Below are 19160 nucleotides of genomic sequence, written 5' to 3'. Positions count from 1 at the left end.
ATATAAATAAATTATATAATTATTATTAGTATTGTTAGTGTTATCAAAATATATATAAAGTATTTATTAAATAATAGTCAATAAAAAAACAGTCTAGTTGACTGTTTTAAATATGTATTTATGGCAAAACTAACCATTAACCGTTTTTAAAGCATTACTCCCTGATAAAGACTCATTCCCTTGGCTTGACTGACTTGATTTGAGTATCATTTAGAGGTTTTATAATCTTGGCCATGTTATACGAATTTAAGTTATATTTGAGCGTATAACATAATATATAACATAAAAGTTTGAATTTCACTAAATCTACTTGAACTTAGATAAACAGTAAATTAGTTAAAAAACTTGTTATATAAAGGTTTTTTGAACGTTATTGAATTTTGATGAATTGAGGAATGGTGGGTTGTGAGGGGATCGAACCCGCGACCAATTGATTAAGAGTCAACTGCTCTACCGACTGAGCTAACAACCCATTTGAAAGTGGCATTATTTTATATAACTTTATAGACTAATGCAACATCTTCTTGTTTGAAATTAATATAATAACTAAATTCAACACACTTTTCTTTCTACATAGTAACATGCAACCCGATGATACCAATAACAATAACACTTAAACCAAATATTCGAGTAAAATTTTTCGGTTCTTTAAAAATAAACATATTAGTCAATACTGCGCCAGAAGTTCCAAGTCCTACCCAGACAGGGTAAACAATACTTAAATCCAGATATTGGAGTGAAAAATAAAACAGTGTGAACGAAACCAAAAAACCACCCCAATATAACATCAATCGAAACCAGCTTTTTTGCTGCGAATAAAGCTTAAGACCAATAGCACCAACAACTTCGAAAATTGCAGCTGTTAAAATAAATAACCATCCCATATCTTGATCCAAATTTTAGTTAATTAACTATCGGCTCGTTTAAGTTGCACAACACCAATAATAATTAATGCAACAAAAAATATTTCAATAAGTTTGATTTCTTTACCAAATATAACCATATCAATAACTAATGAACCAATCGCTCCAACACCAGAAAATATTGCATACACAGTGCCAGTAGGAATTGTCTTACATGCATTAGTTAAAAACGTAAAATCAATAACAATCACAAGGATAACAATAATCCAATGCCACCATTGATTTGCAGTAGTAAAACCAAATACCCAACACAATTCAAAAAAGCAGGTGAGAACAACAAATGCCCACTCTTTATTCCTGCTGTCCATAATGACCTCATTACTTTTTTATTTTCAATTTCTATTGCTTAATTTTGTCTTTTCATTAATCTGCTTAATGAAAACAAAAGACGGTTCGCAAACTAGCTTGTTTGCCACCAAAAGATTATGATATTTATGCAGAGAAACAATTCAACCTTATATAAAATATCGATAATTTCTAAATTATCTTAATAATATTTCATTAATATTTCATTAATATTTCTTTCCATATATTAATAATTTTATAATGACAACTAAAAAATGGCAAGCCCGAGTTGATGATAATTGCATGCTTTTAAATAACTTTCTCAAAAAATCATTAAAAATAGAAATAAATATAGTACTTTTAACTCATATTTCTTACCCAACATGATCAGCTTTTATTGGGTTGATTCTGCCTTTAATACCAACGATAGTTTAGCTTTATTATTAATATGAATTAATAAATATAGACAATTTGAATTGTAAAAAATTTGCTGAAAGGGGTTTTTTTTCAATTAAATCAATATAGAATACTTCGCTTAGTGCTTTAATTCTTTTCGAAAGCAAAATAATTCAAGTACTTTAAACACAACTTATTTAATACTTTTATTAAAGAATAAGTCAGATAAATCAAAAGGAATAGACAATGTCAAAAAAATCGGACGATGAATTTAAAGTCGGCATAAAAGCTTATGTATCACTTATTGTGGCCATACTGTTTTTTTCCGGACTATTTTTTAATGTAGATGGAAAAGCTTGGTTAGGGGCATTTGATTTTACCAGTTTAAGTGGTAAGTTTGGCACAATGCTCCATCCAGAGAAAAATACCTTCGTTGGTGAGGGTGGAGTTAGCGCCAGAGCCGGCTTTATTTTCGCTCTGTCATTAATCCCAACTGTTATGCTTGCATTAGGAGTCTTAGAAATCTTTACCCATTATGGTACCATCCGTGCTGCTCATAAATTATTAACTCCACTACTTAAACCTATCCTAGGCGTTCCGGGTAAAACGGGTTTAGCATTAATTACTGATTTACAAAGTACCGATGCTGGAGCAGTATTAACCAAGGAACTATATGATGAGAAACAGATCACTAAAAAAGATCTAGTAATCATTAGTGCATGGCAATACTCAGGTGCTGGGTTAATAAATAACTATTTTTCGATTGGTTCAGCACTATTCGCTTCAATGTCTGTCGCAATATTTACGCCACTTGTCATTATGATCGTATTGAAATTTGTCGGTGCAATTTTAGTCCGCCTTGTATTAAATTCAGTTTACAAAAAGGATTTTATCAATGAGTAATTCAAGCAATCAAAAACAGACTAACAACCCTTTAGATATTTTTGTCATTGGTGCACGTAAGGGCTTTAATATTGCCATTAACAATTTAATGCCTAACATCATTATGGCATTTGTTATTACCGAAATATTAAAAAGACTTGGCTTAATGCAATTAATTGGTGAAAAATTTGCACCGATCATGGGACTATTTGGTTTACCGGGTGAAGCAATTACCGTTTTATTGACAGCTTGGTTATCAGCCTCGGCTGGAACTGGGGTTGCAGTAAATTTAATTAGTACTGGCACTCTTAGTGGTACGGATATCACAATTTTAGCACCAGCTATTTTCTTAATGGGTTCACAATTACAATATATGGGGCGCCTACTAGGAGTTGCTGATGTGCCTAAAAAATATTGGCCACTATTAATGGTTAATAGTATTGTTAATGCGTTAATAGCTATGATCATTATGCGATTTATTGTGTGATAAAGGAGATATCTATGTCGAACGTACTTGAACACTACCACTATTTGCATCAAATTCCTGAACTTGGGTTTGAAGAAGTTAAAACATCAAACTATATAGCCACTAAACTAGAAGAAGCCGGTTATAACGTCACGCGTAATATTAATAATACCACCGGAATTGTGGCTGAATATGATAGTGGTAAATCAGGCCCCGTACTGGCATTACGCGCTGATATGGACGCTTTAGGACATATTATTGATGGTCAACATTGTGCCAGACACACCTGTGGTCACGATGGCCATTCATCAATGTTATTGACCGCAGCCCAAGAGCTTATTAAAGAAGGGAATATCAAAAAAGGCAAACTAAAGTTGATCTTCCAACCTGCTGAAGAGTTAGGTTCTGGTGCATTAGCTATGATTGGGGGCGGTGCAATTGATGATGTTGATATGATCATCGGTTTACATGTTCGTCCTAAAGATGAATGCCCTAAAGGTTTTGCTTCTGCCGCTATGTTCTATTCCGCTTCAACCACAATTGAAGTAAATATTCATGGTATACCAGCTCATGGGGCAAGACCTCATTTAGGCGTTAACGCTTTAGATGCGGCAACTATGGCGATTCAAGCAGTAAATACCATTCATCTAGCTCCTAGTTTAACATATAGCGTCAAAGCAACACGTTGTATATGTGATGCAGGCGTAACCAATGCTATTCCGTCCGAGGCTTATGTTTGTTGGGATTTACGCGCACCCACCAACCTAGCTATGGATGAATTAAAAGCCAAAACGCTTAAAGCGATTGAATTAAGTGTAGCATCTATCGGTGCTAAAGCTGATATCAAAGTATCGAAGGAAATCCCTGCTGCAGAAATTGATGATGAAGTTACGCAAATTATTGCTGAATCTATTATCGATGTACTTGGCAAAGAGGGATTGAAAGAACCAATTTTCACACCAGGTGGCGAAGACTTCTTTAATTATCCACGTGAAAGAGATGTAAAATCTGGTTTTTGGGGATTAGGTGTCGATTTAACACCCGGTCTTCATCATCCTGATATGACTTTTGATACATCAGCATTAGAAAATGGTGTAAAAATTACTAAAACTTGTGCTTTAAAGGTTTTAGGTTAAGCGAATAAATCCGCCGATTACTTCGGTGGATCATTGTAAATAATACTTTAAAATGAGATGTTAGTATTAATAAATAGCGTTCTACCTGATTCGTTATATGTTGCAGCACCAGCACCTCGAACACTGATTACACCGTTTTGAGGATTTTTTAAAGAAGAAGAGTTACCCTTTCTGAACAGACGTTTATCAAATAAATTATCAACACCAACTGTGAACGTAAAATTCTTGTTAAATTGATATTGCCCACTTAAATTTAAAAGCGCATAAGGACTGAGTTGATTGGTTGAACTATCTGTAAGTTTTTCGCCCAAATAATCATATTTTCTCGGTCGTTGTTTGCCATACCAAGTAACAGCAGTTAATAATGAAAATTTGTCGGTTGCTTGCCAATCTATTGAGGAGTTTAAGGTATATTTCGGGATGATTGACAAATAATCACCGTTTTTTTTATTTTTTGACTGCAACATCCAAGTTAAGTTATTACGAAAATTAACGGTTGATGTAACAGGAATAGTTATACTACCTTCGAATCCTTCAATTACCGATTTAGGTACATTTTGCCACTGAAAAATATTCGAATTTTTAAACTTATTTTGGCCACCTTCTGCTTGCCCAATAGGGCTAGTACCAGAATCGATTTTATTATGATAATCATTACGGAAATAAGTTAAGCCTGCAATTAAACCTGCATTATTATGAAACTCTAAACCAATTTCTTTATTTATACTTGTTTCAGCTTTTAAGTTTTTGTTACCTATTAAGTAACAACTACCACCCGCGCCATAACAGCCCTGTCCACGACTATAAAGCAGATAATTAGGGTTAGTTTGATATAAATTAGGTGCTTTATAGGCTCTAGCAATACCCAGTTTTAAACTAAAATAGTCACCTATTTCCTGAAATAAATTTAACCCTGGACTCCAGTTACTACCTGACTCGCTTTGATGATTATAGCGTATCGTTGGCGTCAACATGGTAGTTTGGGTGAGTTCGATGTTATCCTCAACAAACACGCCCCAAAGATTAGCTGAAGCGTTTTCACTGCGATCTTTATTTTTAATCCATGGTATACTGCCACCTTCTGTAATAGTTTGTGTATTGGAAGTGGGATCTTTCATCTTTTGATGATTATATTCACCACCAATAGTCATGGTTTGTGGAACCACAATGGTTAACGGAAAACTAGTTTCATTATGTAAAGTAAAATTATTGTATGTAATCGTTGAAAAATTATCATCTTTAAAGCGGCCTTCAGTACCGCCAGCTAAACCTTCATTCAAACGACTATTATGTGTTTTTTCAAGTTGGATATAAGACATGGTATTCACGCCATTGTCCCAATAACCACGATGAGTAACTGAGTAATTTTGACGATTCATTCTATTAGTTTCGTCATTATAAAATCGACTAACCAATTTATCAGGATTATTATTTTGGGTATCCCCAGCGTAAATATTACCTTGTCGACTAACACTTGTTTCAAATTCTAGTGACTGTTTATCAGTGATATCCCAACGAAGTATGCCATTGATATCTTTATTACGCACCCCTTCACGCCCGGCACTAACCGAAGATGGATTAATTTGATGTTTTTTGTTGATATCCCAATCGTCAGCCTCAGTTTTGTTGAGATTACCATATAAACGCATACTTAAATTATCCGTTAAGCCACCAGTTAATAAAAAATTGGTCCTTTTGGTTGCCCCTTCTTCTCTATGTGAAGGTAGATTTAAATAGCTATTCCACGAAATATGCCACTCTTTAGTCGGCTGTTTTGTGATAATATTCACGACACCACCAGCAGCACCATCACCATAACGAGCGGCGGCTGGACCACGCAAAACATCAATCCTTTCGATAATTTCAGCAGGTACCCAATTGGTATCACCGCGAGTATCTCTTTCACCCCGCCAGCCATAGCGAACTGACATACGGCTTTTTACTGGTCGTCCATCAACTAAAATTAAGGTGTTTTCTGGTCCCATTCCGCGAATATCGATTTGTCGATTATTACCTCGTTGACCACTAGTAGAGTTACCGGTCAAACTGACACCAGGCATGGTGCGAATGATTTCTGAAATATCATTTTTAGGTGGCATTTTACTTAATTCTTTTTGGGTAATCATTGAAACACCTAAAGCTTGTTTGCTCTGCTCAGAGGCGGTGACGACCATAACCTCATCGGCATCGTTATCATTATGAACTGATGAATCACCATTATCTGCATAGGTATTGTGACAAATAAAACTGATGAGTGTTGCTAATAAGTAAGTCGATTTATATTTGGTATTCATATATTATCCCTGATATTTTATTAATAATGATTATCATTATTAATTAAGTCGAAGTAATATAAATGAAATTCATTTATATTCAAGTTAATTAGGGATATTTGGGATTAAATAAATTTTTATTTAACTTTGAAATTTAATTGAATGCTATCTTGTAGCGCAATAATAGCCGCTGTTTTGTGCGATTGTTCAGGATAGACTTTATAACTTATGGTGAGCTGATTAAGTTTAGCTTGTTTTAATCGAGTAAATAACTGTTTTGCATAATCGACCATTTTTCGATTCTGGCGGTGTTTTAATAGCAGTTTTCGCTGCTGTTCGGGTAATGTCTGCTCAACAGGCAGTAAAGATTGTTCGGCACCGCCCACAGAGATCAACAAATTAATGGGTTTATTTAGAGCATGTCGCTGATTAATTAAATAATTTGCTAATACACTAAACATATAACCATCACTAAACCACAGAGAAGGGCTGGATATCACATAAGTATTAAAAACCACTGGTTTAGTTAAAAAAATGTATAAATTAAATAATCCACCATAGGAATGGCCAAAAATGGCTTGCTGGTTAGGATTAATAACATAGCGCTTTTCTATTTCCGGTTTAAGCTCTTGGGTTAAAAAATCATAAAAGGCGTCAGCACCACCATAGCTACCTGATAAATTAATTTGCCTATTAGGTAAAACTTCAAAAACATAATTCTCAGGTTTGGGGAGAAAATCAAGATCACGACGGGTTTGATTAAAATAATCAATGGCGACAATTATACCTTCTTGAATAACACAACGTTCACAAGCCTGATTGGTAATTATCTCATTAGTTGTTAAAAAGTAGCTGTCACCATCAAGTAAATAAATAATTGGCCAACCACCGTCAGGAGTCGGTTTATTAGGGGTATAAATCGTTACTTTATAATCGCCATTTGATTTTGAATGAAATATTTCAGTTTTGGTGTTTGGAACAATCACATTTTCTGACAGGTTAGATTTTGACTGACAACCAGTTAGGACAAAAATCATTAGAATATACAAAAAGCTTAGTCGTAACATAAAATACGCCAGAATCTCGATTATCAAAGAAGTATAAGATATGCTAAATAAGAGCAATTTACCAATAATAAACTAAATAAAACTGAAATTACTGTCGAATAATTAATCCGACAGCTAATAGTCGGTTTGAATTATTTTGATTTAAGATAAGCCACTATATCTTCAATGGTGACTACCGGTAGCTGATGCTGTTTTGCAAACGCAACAACTTGTGGCGCTCTTGCCATTGATCCATCATCATTCGTTAATTCACAAATCACTGCTGCTGGTTTATAACCCGCTAATGCCACTAAATCCACAGAGGCTTCGGTGTGTCCCCGACGGTTTAATACCCCACCCTCTTTGGCAATTAATGGAAAGACATGTCCAGGATGATGCAAATCACTTGGTTTAGCGTTGTCGGCGACCGCAGCTTTTACTGTAGTGACCCTATCCGCCGCTGACACACCGGTGGTAACACCTTTTGCTGCTTCAATAGTAATGGTAAAAGCGGTATGGTTTTTACTCGTGTTATTGGCAACCATCATTGGTAGTTCCAATTTATCACAATAGGATTGCGGCATACATAAACAAACGATACCACTACCATATCGAATAGTTAGTGCCATTTGCTCGGTTGTGATTGTTTCGGCTGCCCAAATAATATCCCCTTCGTTTTCACGATCTTCATCATCCAAAACTAACACCCCAGATCCAGCTTTGATTGACGCGATTGCTTTGTTTACTCGCTCAATTGGGGTTCCGAATTCATTTAAATTAAACTGATTCATGGTAGATACCTATCCTGTTTTATTAAACTAAATATATTTATTTTTAATTAACTAAATTAGATTTATTAAGCATTAAATATATTAAATACCAGAATCAGGGCAAGTGCTTGACCATAGTGATTTTGCTATAGCGCAAATATAGAAAAGATAAGCTACTCTCTTTCATCCAGACTTTAACTGTCGGCTTTGGAATCTCACCAAATCTGCTGTCCTTAATAAAATAGAATTTTACTAAGCGCTCGTGGGCTATACCACCGGTGGGGAATTACGCCCCGCCCTGAGAATTTTGTCAGTAACCTGACTGCGCACACTATAATATAAAACGGCTAAAAAAACACGTATATTTTATAAGGATAAAAAAATTGCCGCAACAAGCGGCAATAATTAATAGATATAGATTATCGCATGCGAATCTCTCTTAAATGCCGTTTTTCGGCGTTACGCATCCAAAGCCATGAAATAAAGCCGATAATACCAACAATTAGTAAAATAATGGTCGCTAAGGCATTAACTTGTGGATCGACACCTAAACGAACTTTAGAAAATACCAGTTTTGGTAATGTCATTGCCCCCGGTCCGGTAACAAAATTAGCAATAACCACATCATCAAGTGATAAAGTAAATGCCAATAACCAACCAGAAACCAGTGCTGGTGCAATCATTGGTAAAGTAATTATGAAAAATACCTTTAATGGATTAGCACCGAGATCTAAAGCCGCTTCTTCGATTGACTTGTCTAACTCTCGTAATCTTGCGCTAATAACAACCGTTACATAAGCGGTACAGAATGTTGCATGCGCCATCCAAATAGTCATTGCACCGCGTTCTTTTGGCCAACCAAGCACTTGTCCCATTCCGACAAATAGCAATAATAAGGCTAAACCAGTAATGACATCAGGCATAACTAACGGTGCAGTAGTCATAAACGAGAACAGGTTAGAGCCACGGAATCGTCTAAACCGAATGATAGTAAAAGCAGCTAAAGTACCCAGTACAATCGCTAATGAGGCTGCACCTGCCGCGATAGTCAAACTCAATCCTACTGCTTTGAGTAAAGTGTCATTATGTATTAACTCAACATACCATTTGGTTGAAAATTCTGCCCAAACTGTTACCAGCCTTGAACTATTGAACGAATAAACAATCAGAATAATCATAGGGATATATAAAAAAGAAAATACTACTAAGAGAATCAATCCTTTTAAACATCTCACTAATAACGCGATTGTTACAATGGTTGTTAAGATAAGGCTAAATAGCAAGCATCCGACATACAAGCTAGCACTAGATAATAGCGCAAATCCTGATGCAGAGATCAAAACCGATAGCACTATTGAACCGAATAATGCAGCAATAAAAACAATCAATGCTGATCGCATGACTAATGGTAAATTATTCATTTATTTACCTCCCATTTCTCGGTTCTGGAACTTATTAAAGTAGTAGATAGGCACAATTAATATCAATAACATTACTGTTGCCACTGCTGACGCGGCTGGCCAATCGTGATTATTGAAGAATTCAGTCCATAACTGTGTACCAATCATTAGACCATCGGATGGTCCTAATAATTCTGGGATAACATATTCACCTACCGCCGGAATGAATACCAACATTCCTCCGGCAATAACGCCATTTTTGGTTAACGGTACAATAATCTTGAAGAAGGTTTTAATTGGTTTACAACCAAGATCTAACGCCGCTTCAATCAACGTTGTGTCTACTTTACTTAATGAGGTATAAATTGGTAATACCACAAATGGTAAATAAGAATAGACAATACCGATATAAACCGCCAGATAGGTTTTCATTATGATTAATGGCTGATCTATAACCCCTAACCACATTAAGAAATTATTTAATAGACCATTAGGATTTAAAATTCCAATCCAAGCATAAACCCGAATTAGAAACGAAGTCCATGATGGCAAAATGATTAATAACAATAAAATATTTCTGGTTGACGGTTTACATTGTGAAATAGCCCAAGCCAAAGGGTAACCGATCAAAATACATAGCAATGTGGAAATTGCAGCAACTTTTAATGATTGTAAATACGAGTCTAGATAAATAGTATCTTCGAGTAAATTAAAATAATTACCAAAGTTTAAAACAATATTAACTAGGCCATCTTCATAACTTAGCAGTTCAGTATAAGGTGGTACGGCTATCGCCACTTCGGAAAAACTGATTCGAAATACAATCAAAAACGGTAATAAAAATAGCAACAACATCCAACAATATGGAATAGCTATTACTAATAGACGGCCATAGAGTGTCATCAAATCAGAATCATCACGTTGTAGTCGCATCTTGCGATAAGCATAATAGATCGCCACTAAACCTAATCCAGCAGGTATATATAAAATACTGCCGGCTATAATCAACCGATAAGCAAATTTAGATGGTTTATAATGTGCCAAATATGCGCCAACACATGATACTAATAAACTTAATACCATTGACGTAAATAACGCATCTAAAAACAGATTGTCAAATGCATTGATGGTTACAAAACGTAAATAAACACCAAGTAACACTAAGGCATTTAACAACAAACCCCATAAAATGGATCGCATCAATATATCCTCTTGTGTTTATTCGGTTAGCACAACGCAGCTATCAATTTCCCAACTTAAGTTGACAATATCCCCCCAAGTTGGCATTCCTTTACGATAACGGTGTTCGTTTTGTAGTTGAGCAATAATAATCTGTCCACTTTGTAATTTAACATGGTAAATCGACAGATCACCTAAATAAGCAATTTCAACCACTTCACCCGTTGCAACATTATAGCCATCGGCTGGAATTTCATCACAAAGTTTAATTTTTTCCGGTCTTAATGCGACTTGAATTGGCACACCTTCAACCGCCGGTGAATCGTAATCGACTTTTAATGGGTGTTTAATCATCGGACAACTGATAATTAATCCATCTTCTAAGGTCTCTTGTAAAATACCGTCAAAAACATTTACAGAACCAATAAACTCTGCACTATAACGGCTATTTGGATGTTCATAGATCTCTTCAGGCTCACCTATCTGCACAAACTGACCTTTATTCATAATCGCAATACGGCCTGCCATAGTCATCGCTTCTTCCTGATCATGGGTAACCATTACACAGGTTGCACCAACTTGTTCTAAGATGCTGACGACTTCAAGTTGCATTCGATCACGAAGTTGTTTATCCAATGCGCCCATTGGTTCATCTAACAGTAGTAATTTTGGTCTTTTCGCTAAACTTCGAGCTAAAGCAACGCGTTGTCTTTGACCACCTGATAGTTGATGAGGTTTACGTTTGCCAAACTGTTCCATATGCACAAGCGCCAACATCTCTTCAACACGGTGTTTAATTTCATTTTTATCTAATTTATCTTGTTTTAACCCAAAAGCAATATTTTGCTCAACCGTCATGTGAGGAAAAAGAGCATACGATTGAAACATCATATTAATAGGACGATTGTAAGGTGGTACTTGTGATAAATCTTTACCATCTAAAATAATTTGTCCAGAAGTCGGTTGTTCAAAACCGGCAAGCATCCGCAATAATGTTGATTTACCACTACCCGAAGCGCCTAATAAGGCAAAAATCTCTCCGGTATAAATGGTTAAATTGACATCATCAACGGCATAATAATCATCATTAAAAACTTTAGTTAAATTTTTGATCTCCAATAATGGAGTTATCATCTTTTTTTTAGGCTGTACCTGATTTGTTGTTTTATCGTTCACGCTTTTTTCCTCATAACAACAAGCCAAAAAAAACGAGACGGAAAGATTTAAAACCCTCCCGTCTAGAATGTATAAGTCAATTAGTTGACATTTTCAAACGGTTATTTACCCGTTTTCAATTTTGTCCATGTACGAGTGATCACTCGCTCAAGTTTGGGTTCTTTCACCGTTAAAGTGAATAATTTTTCCATCACTTCTGGTTTTGGATAAACCGCTGGATCATTTCTCACTTCAGGTTTCACAAACTTATCGTTAGCAACTTTATTTGGACTAGCAAAGTTAACATCATTGGTCACCTGAGCGGCAATTTCTGGTTTCAAAATAAAGTTTAAAAACTCGTGTGCTTCATCAGGATTAGCTGCATCTTTTGGAATTGCAAGGGTATCAAAGAAAACCAGTGCACCTTCTTTCGGGATGTTGTAATTAATATGAACACCATTATTAGCTTCGTTAGCTCTGTCGCGAGCTTGTAAAATATCGCCTGCCCAACCTAAAATTACACAAATATCGCCATTTGCTAAGTCAGTAATATATTGAGATGAATGGAAATAACGAATATTTGGTCTGACGTTTGCCAACACACCATAAGCAGCTTCTGTATAATCTTTAGCATCAGTGCTGTTTGGATCTTTACCTAAATATTGAAGAGCACTAGCAAAGATTTCAGTTGGAGCATCTAAGAATGCCACACCACAATCTTTAAGTTTTTCCATATTTTCAGGTTTAAAAACTAAATCCCAACTATCAACTGGGGCATTTTCACCAAGACGTTCTTTAACTTTATCAATGTTATAACCAATACCTGTAGTCATCCATACATATGGGATTGCATACTTATTATCGGGATCATGGTTAGCCATTAACTTCATTAAATTAGGATCAAGGTTGTTCCAATTAGGTAATTTACTTTTATCTAATGGTAGATAGATATCAGCTTTGATCTGTCTAGCTAAAAAACTGTCTGAAGGAGAAACCACATCGAAACCTGAATGACCGGCCATTAGTTTACCTTCAAGCGCTTCATTGGAATCATACACATCATAAACTAGTTTGATACCAGTTGATTTTTCAAAATCAGAGATTGTACTATTACCAATTTGACCTGCCCAGTTGTAAAAATGCACAACACGGTCTTTAGCTACAGCAGTTTGAGATAATGCTAGTGATACACCAGCGATGATTGAAAGAATTGTTTTACGTTGAGTAAACATGCTCACCACTTCTCCTCTAGTTAGGGATATTACATGTTAGACACAAGCCCATTGTTAAATACAACGGACCCCCAAATTTTACCATTATTATTGAATCTAATAATATGGTGAAACCGAGGTAATCAGGCAATCACAAGTCATTAATATAATTAATGAACATGTAGAGCTAACCTTGCATTACGAGGGATAAAATACCTTTTTTTTTTCAGATGTCTACTTAAAAAATCAAATATTCTAAGATTAAGGGTTGAGTGAATAGATTTTAATCAATCAACCCATAGTTAGCTAGTTATTAACAATTAATTTACTTTTTTTATTCGGCGTTGGCTTGCAGAACTTTTAAATCAGGTTGCCAAATTCGATATTTAACGGTCACATCATTTGGTACATAAAATACCAATGGCAATTGACTGTTATAATTTAATAAACCTAAATTATGATTGATGGTCACAAATTGATTTTTGCTGGCACTGTCAGGGCAAGCCATCATAGTTGAAATATTACCTTTGACTTCATCAACTTCGTAATAAGAATATCCCCAACCTTTAAGTTCCTTTTCTTTAATTACTCCTGCTAAATGATTCACATTACAATCAACGTTCATATTTTTACCAACAAATATTTCTACTTTAGCATTAGTTTCATCTTTTAAAGTTGGAAGATGAATCACATAACGAGTAGCGCCTATTTTAGCATCAGGATATGGCGCGATTTGATTTAATTTTTGCACGACTTGTGGTGTTTTTTGCGTATTTGCGCAAGCAGATAACGCAATCCCCATCAAGGCTAATAGCATTAATTTTTTCATTTTATGTCTCCAAGAAAATTGTCTATTTGATACGACATCGTATGCTTTTTAAAACATAATGCGTATAATAACATTATCTAGATTAAAAAATATGAGGTAAAAATGCCAGCAGAAAAAAAAACTGATGACTTACTAAAGTTGATTCTAAACCTATTATTGATAGGTTTACTGATAATAGTAACTTATCGGGTGATTGAAGTATTTTTGTTTGGCTTTTTTTGGGCTGTGATGGTCGTTATTGCAACTTGGCCGTTAATGATAAAAATCCAACAAAAACTTTTTAATAAACGTTGGTTGTCACTCTTAGTGATGGCATTAATCCTAGCATTTGTTTGTGTTATTCCTTTTATTCTTATCATTAGTAGTGTGGCTCAAAATGGGCATTACCTTATCGAATGGGTTAGAACACTGTCTCATAGAGAATTACCTACCTTTGACTGGCTAATAAATATTCCAATGTTTGGTGAAGAACTTCATCAAAAATGGCTTGAAATTATCAAAACTGATGGTTCAGAATTAATATCAGATATTCAACCCTATATTGGTATAATGATTGGCTGGCTTTTAGAACAAGTAACTAATATTGGTGTTTTCATTTTTCACGCTGGTGTCATGATTATTTTTAGCCTACTACTGTTCCTTAAAGGTGAAAGCATCACTAAATATGTCTATCTTTTAGCTAATCGTTTATCTAAACAATACGGAACAACTACTGTTACCTTAGCAGGTCAATCAATACGTGCGGTTGCATTAGGAGTAGTTGTCACTGCTATTACATTAGCTTTAATTGGTGGATTAAGCTTTATCATAACTAAAATGCCTTTTCCTGGCATACTAACTTTAGTTTTATTCATCTGTTGTGTTGCACAAATTGGACCGGTTATAGTAATGATTGGCTGTATCATTTGGCAATTTTGGGATGGGCATATGGTTTCGGGTATTGTATTAATTGTAGTTGCCATCATATTAACAACACTAGATAGCGTAATGCGAGCATATTTAATTAAAAAAGGTGCAGATCTACCTTTCTTACTTATTCTATTTGGAGTAATTGGAGGTATTCTGGCTTTTGGTATTATGGGATTATTTATTGGTCCGGTTGTACTGGCATTAAGCTATAAAATTATTCAAACTTGGGTTAATGAACAATCTTAAAAATAGCATCAATAATTTGAATAAAAACAGATTGATTTGACTATAGACAAACCGATGATAATCAGGAGTGTTATTTTCTGACATAATTTATGATATTCTACACTTTGTGTCAGTTTTAATGATATTTAAATCATGCGAATACCATTTATAAAATATAACCATCAAAAACATCTAAATGAAATAGCAAAACTTCAGCAAAAAGCTGAACAATACCAAATTGTATACGATCCAAAATCTTATAGAATTGCATTGTTTGAACATATCAAAAAAGCTCAACAGCGCATCTATATTGTTGCACTTTATTTAGAAAAAGATGAAGCAGGCCGTGAAGTACTTGACGCGCTTTATCAAGCAAAAACAGAACGACCAAATTTAGATATCAAGATTTTTGTTGATTGGCATCGCGCTCAACGTGGACGAATTGGTGAAGATAAAACTCAAACGAACGCAAGATATTACTATGATCTAAAACAACAACATCCAAATATTGATATACCTATTTATGGTGTACCAGTCAATCGCCGAGAAGTACTCGGTGTACTACATTTAAAAGGCTTAATTATTGATGATACCGTAATTTATAGTGGTGCAAGTATAAACAACGTATATTTACACAAACTTGATAAATACCGTTATGACAGATATCACTTTATAACCAATAAAGCGCTATCCGACACCATGGTTAGTTACGTAAATAATAACTTTTTGACACTTGAAGGCGTGCAACGTTTAGATGTTAAAGAACATAAAACACGTAAACAAATCAAACCAGAAATTAAAACATTACGTCAACATCTTACCGATGCCAATTACCAGTATAGAGCAGAAACTGACAACGATACACTATCCGTATCACCAATAGTAGGGCTTGGGCGTAATAATCAACTCAATAAGATTATCCACCATTTAATAAATATTACTGAACAAAAAATCACATTTTGTACACCTTATTTTAATCTACCAAATATATTAGTGCGTGATATTATTCGCCTACTAAGAAAAGATAAACAAGTTGAAATTATTATTGGTGATAAAGTTGCTAACGACTTTTATATTCCTGAAGATCAACCTTTTAATATCTCGGGTGGATTACCTTATTTGTATGAAATCAACTTAAGACGTTTTGTGGAACGGCTACAAACTTATATAGATAAAGAACAGTTAATCATTCGATTATGGAAAGATGGGGATCAAACCTATCACTTAAAAGGGATTTGGGTCGATGATGAATGGATGATGATTACTGGTAATAACCTTAATCCTCGAGCTTGGCGTCTAGATCTGGAAAATGCGATATTAGTCCACGATCCAAAACATAAATTGCAAAAACAGATTAACCAAGAACTTGTTACAATCCGTGAAAAAACGACCTTAGTCACGCATTTCCAACAAATTCAAGCTAGCCAATTCTATCCAAAACAAGTACATAAATTAATTAAACGTTTAAGCCGAATTCGGGTTGATAGGATTATTAAACGTTTATTGTAATAATCAGTTTAAAACACAAATAAATAAGCTATTTGTAATGGGTTCACAAATAGCTTATATTTTAATTAAATTTTATTTTGTTGTAAGCTAAGCACTGTTCTGGCATTTGAAGCACTGGTAGCAATAATATCAATTACACCAGAACGAAGCGCACCTAAAATTGCTGTCGCCTTAGTATTTTCAGATGCAATGGCAATAACACAAGGAATATTACGTAATTCATCAATACTTAAACCAATTACCCGATCATTCATGGTTGTGTCAACAGGATTGCCATTAATATCAAAGAAACCATACCCCGCTATATCACCAACTACACCTTGATTCAAAGTTGCAAAAGTAACTTCCTGTGGCGTAAACCAGCCTAACTGCACCATGTAACAGTTTTCATTCATATCGCCAATACCCACTAAAGCAATATCAGCTTTTGAAGCGCGTTCTATCGTATCTTTAATAACTCTATTTTGCATAAACGCACGTTTTAGTTCTCGATTTTCAACATAAGCTGGTGCATATAAAGTTTCACTACTTGCACTGAATTTTCGTGCTAGACTTCGACTAATATGATCGGCGTCAATGATTTCTCCGACTCGCTGAGTACCGCCAATACCACAAATAAATTTGCACTGTTTTTCAGGAAAAACACCGACATGGCTAGCAATAGCGGCGACATTACGTCCTTGCCCAACCGCTACTGTCATACCATTTTTTAAGGTGCTTGATAAATAGTTAGATACCAATGCAGCAACTTGTCGTCGTTGCTCATCTTCATCTTGATGATCTAAAGCAATCAATGCACGTTTGATACCAAAATTATTAACAAATTGCTGTTCAATACGCGAACTAAAAACTGGATGATATTTGACATTAATTTCAACAATGCCTTCTGCTCTCGCTTTTTTTAGCAGGCGACCTACTTTAATACGTGAAATACCAAATCGTTGGGCAATCTCTTCTTGAGTTTGTTCATATTCATAGTATGCAACGGCAATTTCAGTAAGTAGTTCTGACTCTTGTTTATCTTCAAATATATCCATTAGGCTTGCCTTTTATTATTACCTTAAATTTTCTGATTAATAACAGATAATATATTACAAAAACCTTTAGCTTGCCATGCACTACGACCAATAAATAATCCATCAATGTTCGGTTTGTTAATTAATAATGTTGAATTTTCTAGATTTACACTACCCCCATAAAGTAAAATTACTTGATTAGCAGTATCTATATCATAAATTTCAATCAATGCTGAACGTAATTTAGCATGGATATACTCAGCTTCATCAGGGGTTGCTGGTACCCCTTGTTCACCAATTGCCCATATTGGTTCATAAGCAATAATTGTCTTAATCACCTGATTTTTATCAATACCCGATAAAGCAATCTTCATTTGTTTAACCACAGTTTCGACAGATACACCCCAGGATTTTTCTTGAGCACTATCACCTATACAAATTAATGGGGTTAAATTATAGTTTAAAGCAGCATGGACTTTTTTATTCACAGAACTATCTGTCTCCGCAAAATATTCTCGCCGTTCGGAATGCCCTATTTCAACTATGGTGGCACCAGTATCGGCAACCATATTGGGTGAAATTTCACCAGTGAAAGGCCCCGATTGAGAATAATGCATATTTTGCACACCAGTTAAACAGTTAATCTTGTGATTATTGATATAATCAGTGACTTCCCGTACACAAGTAAATGGAGGAATAACAAATGGTTGAATGTGACTTTTCAGATTTTTCGGATAAAAGGTATTAAACTGTTCACAAAAAAGTAACGCTTCAGCTAAAGTTTTATTCATCTTCCAACTTGTACCAATATAGATTTTTTTCATATTCAACCTTCTATTATCAACTAAATATTATTTAAAACTCGTTAATTTAAATAAATAGCAAAGCGATTAATTAGGATATCGTTTTGAGTTGTTTTAAAAATACATTCATAATCATCCAAGCCGATTCAGAGCCGGGATCTCGATGACCAACTGCACGTTCACCTAAGCGTAACGCTCGACCTTTTTTGGCCATTAGCGGAATAGTTTTATCTGAACCTAACTTCATTTCATTTACACAATTTTCTAAAGTATTTATAGGATCATCACCTTCTTGATAATCTTTTAATATTGCAAGACCAGGAATTAAAGCATCGAGCATCGTTTTATCATTTAATTCAGCTTTTCCTCTCATTTGAACAGCTTCAACGCCATCTTGGTACATTTGACAAAATTCTTTAAATGTCACTTCTTGTTTTCCAATTATATGCGTCGCCATTTTCATGAAAAAACTTCCATATAATGGCCCTGATGCTCCTCCAACTTTACTTAAGAGAATCATACCTACTTTTTTCATTAATTCGGCTATATCAGTTACTGATTCAGAGAGTTGAGGTAACTGTTTTTCAACCTCACGAAAACCGATGGTCAAATTGATTCCATGATCACCATCGCCGATATCTGAGTCCAACTTACTTAAGTGGTCACGATTTTCTTCAGCCATTGCAGCCAATTTTTTTAAAGTCTCAATAAAATATGATTTATTTAGCATCAGGGCACGCATCTCAA

Annotated in this window: 17 protein-coding genes, 1 tRNA gene, 1 pseudogene and 1 riboswitch; of the genes and pseudogenes, 5 read left to right on the top strand and 14 right to left on the bottom strand. The window is 34.9% G+C overall.

From position 1 onward, the window contains the following. Positions 1–396: 396 nt before the first annotated feature. The 3 genes from AC5LXI_RS07280 to AC5LXI_RS07270 form a co-directional block, all read right to left on the bottom strand. Positions 397–472: transfer RNA gene (locus AC5LXI_RS07280), tRNA-Lys, on the bottom strand. Positions 473–569: 97 nt separating this feature from the next. After that, entirely contained in the window at positions 570–884 is a 315-nt protein-coding gene (locus tag AC5LXI_RS07275) for a DMT family transporter (protein WP_493444188.1), read from the bottom strand. A gap of 23 nt (positions 885–907) precedes the next feature. Further along, positions 908–1231, bottom strand: a complete 324-nt coding sequence (locus tag AC5LXI_RS07270; RefSeq protein WP_493444187.1) for a DMT family transporter — start codon at positions 1229–1231, stop codon at positions 908–910. 619 nt (positions 1232–1850) lie between these two features. Between AC5LXI_RS07270 and AC5LXI_RS07265 the strand changes: the two genes are divergently transcribed. The 3 genes from AC5LXI_RS07265 to AC5LXI_RS07255 are packed head-to-tail and all read left to right on the top strand — an operon-like array spanning position 1851 to position 4088. Continuing rightward, positions 1851–2507: a nucleoside recognition domain-containing protein gene (locus AC5LXI_RS07265; protein ID WP_493444186.1), complete on the top strand. Its 657-nt coding sequence runs from the start codon at positions 1851–1853 to the stop codon at positions 2505–2507. Continuing rightward, the gene (locus tag AC5LXI_RS07260; protein ID WP_493444185.1) at positions 2500–2973 is read left to right on the top strand and encodes a YjiG family protein; all 474 of its coding nucleotides are present in this window, start codon (positions 2500–2502) and stop codon (positions 2971–2973) included. Before AC5LXI_RS07265 ends, AC5LXI_RS07260 begins: the two co-directional genes overlap by 8 nt. A 14-nt stretch (positions 2974–2987) precedes the next feature. Next, entirely contained in the window at positions 2988–4088 is a 1101-nt protein-coding gene (locus AC5LXI_RS07255) for a M20 peptidase aminoacylase family protein (RefSeq protein WP_493444184.1), read from the top strand. Between the two features lie 47 nt (positions 4089–4135). Here AC5LXI_RS07255 and AC5LXI_RS07250 read toward each other — a convergent pair whose 3' ends face one another. From AC5LXI_RS07250 to eco, 8 genes and pseudogenes are all read right to left on the bottom strand, one after another. Beyond that, entirely contained in the window at positions 4136–6382 is a 2247-nt protein-coding gene (locus AC5LXI_RS07250; RefSeq protein ID WP_493444183.1) for a TonB-dependent siderophore receptor, read from the bottom strand. A gap of 116 nt (positions 6383–6498) precedes the next feature. After that, positions 6499–7428 carry an alpha/beta hydrolase gene (locus tag AC5LXI_RS07245; RefSeq protein WP_493444182.1) on the bottom strand — a complete coding sequence of 310 codons (930 nt, stop codon included), beginning with the start codon at positions 7426–7428 and terminating at the stop codon, positions 6499–6501. A 131-nt stretch (positions 7429–7559) separates the two neighbouring features. Next, complete coding sequence (gene ribB, locus AC5LXI_RS07240; protein ID WP_493444181.1) at positions 7560–8198, bottom strand: 3,4-dihydroxy-2-butanone-4-phosphate synthase; 639 nt, start codon at positions 8196–8198, stop codon at positions 7560–7562. Between the two features lie 150 nt (positions 8199–8348). Then, positions 8349–8487, bottom strand: a riboswitch (FMN riboswitch). 109 nt (positions 8488–8596) lie between these two features. Further along, complete coding sequence (locus AC5LXI_RS07235; RefSeq protein ID WP_493444274.1) at positions 8597–9355, bottom strand: ABC transporter permease subunit; 759 nt, start codon at positions 9353–9355, stop codon at positions 8597–8599. A gap of 243 nt (positions 9356–9598) precedes the next feature. Continuing rightward, positions 9599–10474: pseudogene (gene potH / locus AC5LXI_RS07230) on the bottom strand (putrescine ABC transporter permease PotH); the annotation flags it as partial. 321 nt (positions 10475–10795) lie between these two features. Further along, complete coding sequence (gene potG, locus AC5LXI_RS07225) at positions 10796–11932, bottom strand: putrescine ABC transporter ATP-binding subunit PotG (protein WP_034902514.1); 1137 nt, start codon at positions 11930–11932, stop codon at positions 10796–10798. 101 nt (positions 11933–12033) lie between these two features. Then, positions 12034–13143, bottom strand: coding sequence for an extracellular solute-binding protein (locus tag AC5LXI_RS07220; protein ID WP_065579179.1), 1110 nt, complete (start codon positions 13141–13143; stop codon positions 12034–12036). Between the two features lie 313 nt (positions 13144–13456). After that, positions 13457–13951: a serine protease inhibitor ecotin gene (eco, locus tag AC5LXI_RS07215; protein WP_493444180.1), complete on the bottom strand. Its 495-nt coding sequence runs from the start codon at positions 13949–13951 to the stop codon at positions 13457–13459. A 102-nt stretch (positions 13952–14053) separates the two neighbouring features. On the opposite strand from eco, the gene ydiK reads away from it, so the two are divergent. Both ydiK and pssA read left to right on the top strand, forming a co-directional pair. Beyond that, complete coding sequence (gene ydiK / locus AC5LXI_RS07210) at positions 14054–15106, top strand: AI-2E family transporter YdiK (protein ID WP_493444179.1); 1053 nt, start codon at positions 14054–14056, stop codon at positions 15104–15106. Between the two features lie 132 nt (positions 15107–15238). Beyond that, entirely contained in the window at positions 15239–16594 is a 1356-nt protein-coding gene (gene pssA / locus AC5LXI_RS07205) for a CDP-diacylglycerol--serine O-phosphatidyltransferase (protein ID WP_493444178.1), read from the top strand. Positions 16595–16659: 65 nt separating this feature from the next. Here pssA and AC5LXI_RS07200 read toward each other — a convergent pair whose 3' ends face one another. The 3 genes from AC5LXI_RS07200 to dhaL all read right to left on the bottom strand — a co-directional run bounded on the left by AC5LXI_RS07200 (position 16660) and on the right by dhaL (position 19155). Beyond that, on the bottom strand, positions 16660–17631 hold the full coding sequence (locus AC5LXI_RS07200; RefSeq protein WP_493444177.1) for a sugar-binding transcriptional regulator: 972 nt from the start codon (positions 17629–17631) through the stop codon (positions 16660–16662). A 23-nt stretch (positions 17632–17654) separates the two neighbouring features. Further along, on the bottom strand, positions 17655–18434 hold the full coding sequence (locus AC5LXI_RS07195; protein WP_493444176.1) for a triose-phosphate isomerase: 780 nt from the start codon (positions 18432–18434) through the stop codon (positions 17655–17657). Between the two features lie 70 nt (positions 18435–18504). Continuing rightward, positions 18505–19155: a dihydroxyacetone kinase subunit DhaL gene (gene dhaL, locus AC5LXI_RS07190; protein ID WP_493444175.1), complete on the bottom strand. Its 651-nt coding sequence runs from the start codon at positions 19153–19155 to the stop codon at positions 18505–18507. Positions 19156–19160: the final 5 nt, after the last annotated feature.

The sequence above is a fragment of the Gilliamella sp. LMG 34361 genome (genome assembly GCF_984569075.1).
Note: the sequence above shows the minus strand (reverse complement) of the source record. Positions and strands in the feature narration are given on the sequence as shown.

Coding starts and splice junctions, on each gene's coding strand:
- AC5LXI_RS07275 (WP_493444188.1), bottom strand. CDS start 884: ATGGGATGGTTATTTATTTTAACAGCTGCAATTTTCGAAGTTGTTGGT.
- AC5LXI_RS07270 (WP_493444187.1), bottom strand. CDS start 1,231: ATGGACAGCAGGAATAAAGAGTGGGCATTTGTTGTTCTCACCTGCTTT.
- AC5LXI_RS07265 (WP_493444186.1), top strand. CDS start 1,851: ATGTCAAAAAAATCGGACGATGAATTTAAAGTCGGCATAAAAGCTTAT.
- AC5LXI_RS07260 (WP_493444185.1), top strand. CDS start 2,500: ATGAGTAATTCAAGCAATCAAAAACAGACTAACAACCCTTTAGATATT.
- AC5LXI_RS07255 (WP_493444184.1), top strand. CDS start 2,988: ATGTCGAACGTACTTGAACACTACCACTATTTGCATCAAATTCCTGAA.
- AC5LXI_RS07250 (WP_493444183.1), bottom strand. CDS start 6,382: ATGAATACCAAATATAAATCGACTTACTTATTAGCAACACTCATCAGT.
- AC5LXI_RS07245 (WP_493444182.1), bottom strand. CDS start 7,428: ATGTTACGACTAAGCTTTTTGTATATTCTAATGATTTTTGTCCTAACT.
- ribB (WP_493444181.1), bottom strand. CDS start 8,198: ATGAATCAGTTTAATTTAAATGAATTCGGAACCCCAATTGAGCGAGTA.
- AC5LXI_RS07235 (WP_493444274.1), bottom strand. CDS start 9,355: ATGATTATTCTGATTGTTTATTCGTTCAATAGTTCAAGGCTGGTAACA.
- AC5LXI_RS07220 (WP_065579179.1), bottom strand. CDS start 13,143: ATGTTTACTCAACGTAAAACAATTCTTTCAATCATCGCTGGTGTATCA.
- eco (WP_493444180.1), bottom strand. CDS start 13,951: ATGAAAAAATTAATGCTATTAGCCTTGATGGGGATTGCGTTATCTGCT.
- ydiK (WP_493444179.1), top strand. CDS start 14,054: ATGCCAGCAGAAAAAAAAACTGATGACTTACTAAAGTTGATTCTAAAC.
- pssA (WP_493444178.1), top strand. CDS start 15,239: ATGCGAATACCATTTATAAAATATAACCATCAAAAACATCTAAATGAA.
- AC5LXI_RS07200 (WP_493444177.1), bottom strand. CDS start 17,631: ATGGATATATTTGAAGATAAACAAGAGTCAGAACTACTTACTGAAATT.
- AC5LXI_RS07195 (WP_493444176.1), bottom strand. CDS start 18,434: ATGAAAAAAATCTATATTGGTACAAGTTGGAAGATGAATAAAACTTTA.
- dhaL (WP_493444175.1), bottom strand. CDS start 19,155: ATGCGTGCCCTGATGCTAAATAAATCATATTTTATTGAGACTTTAAAA.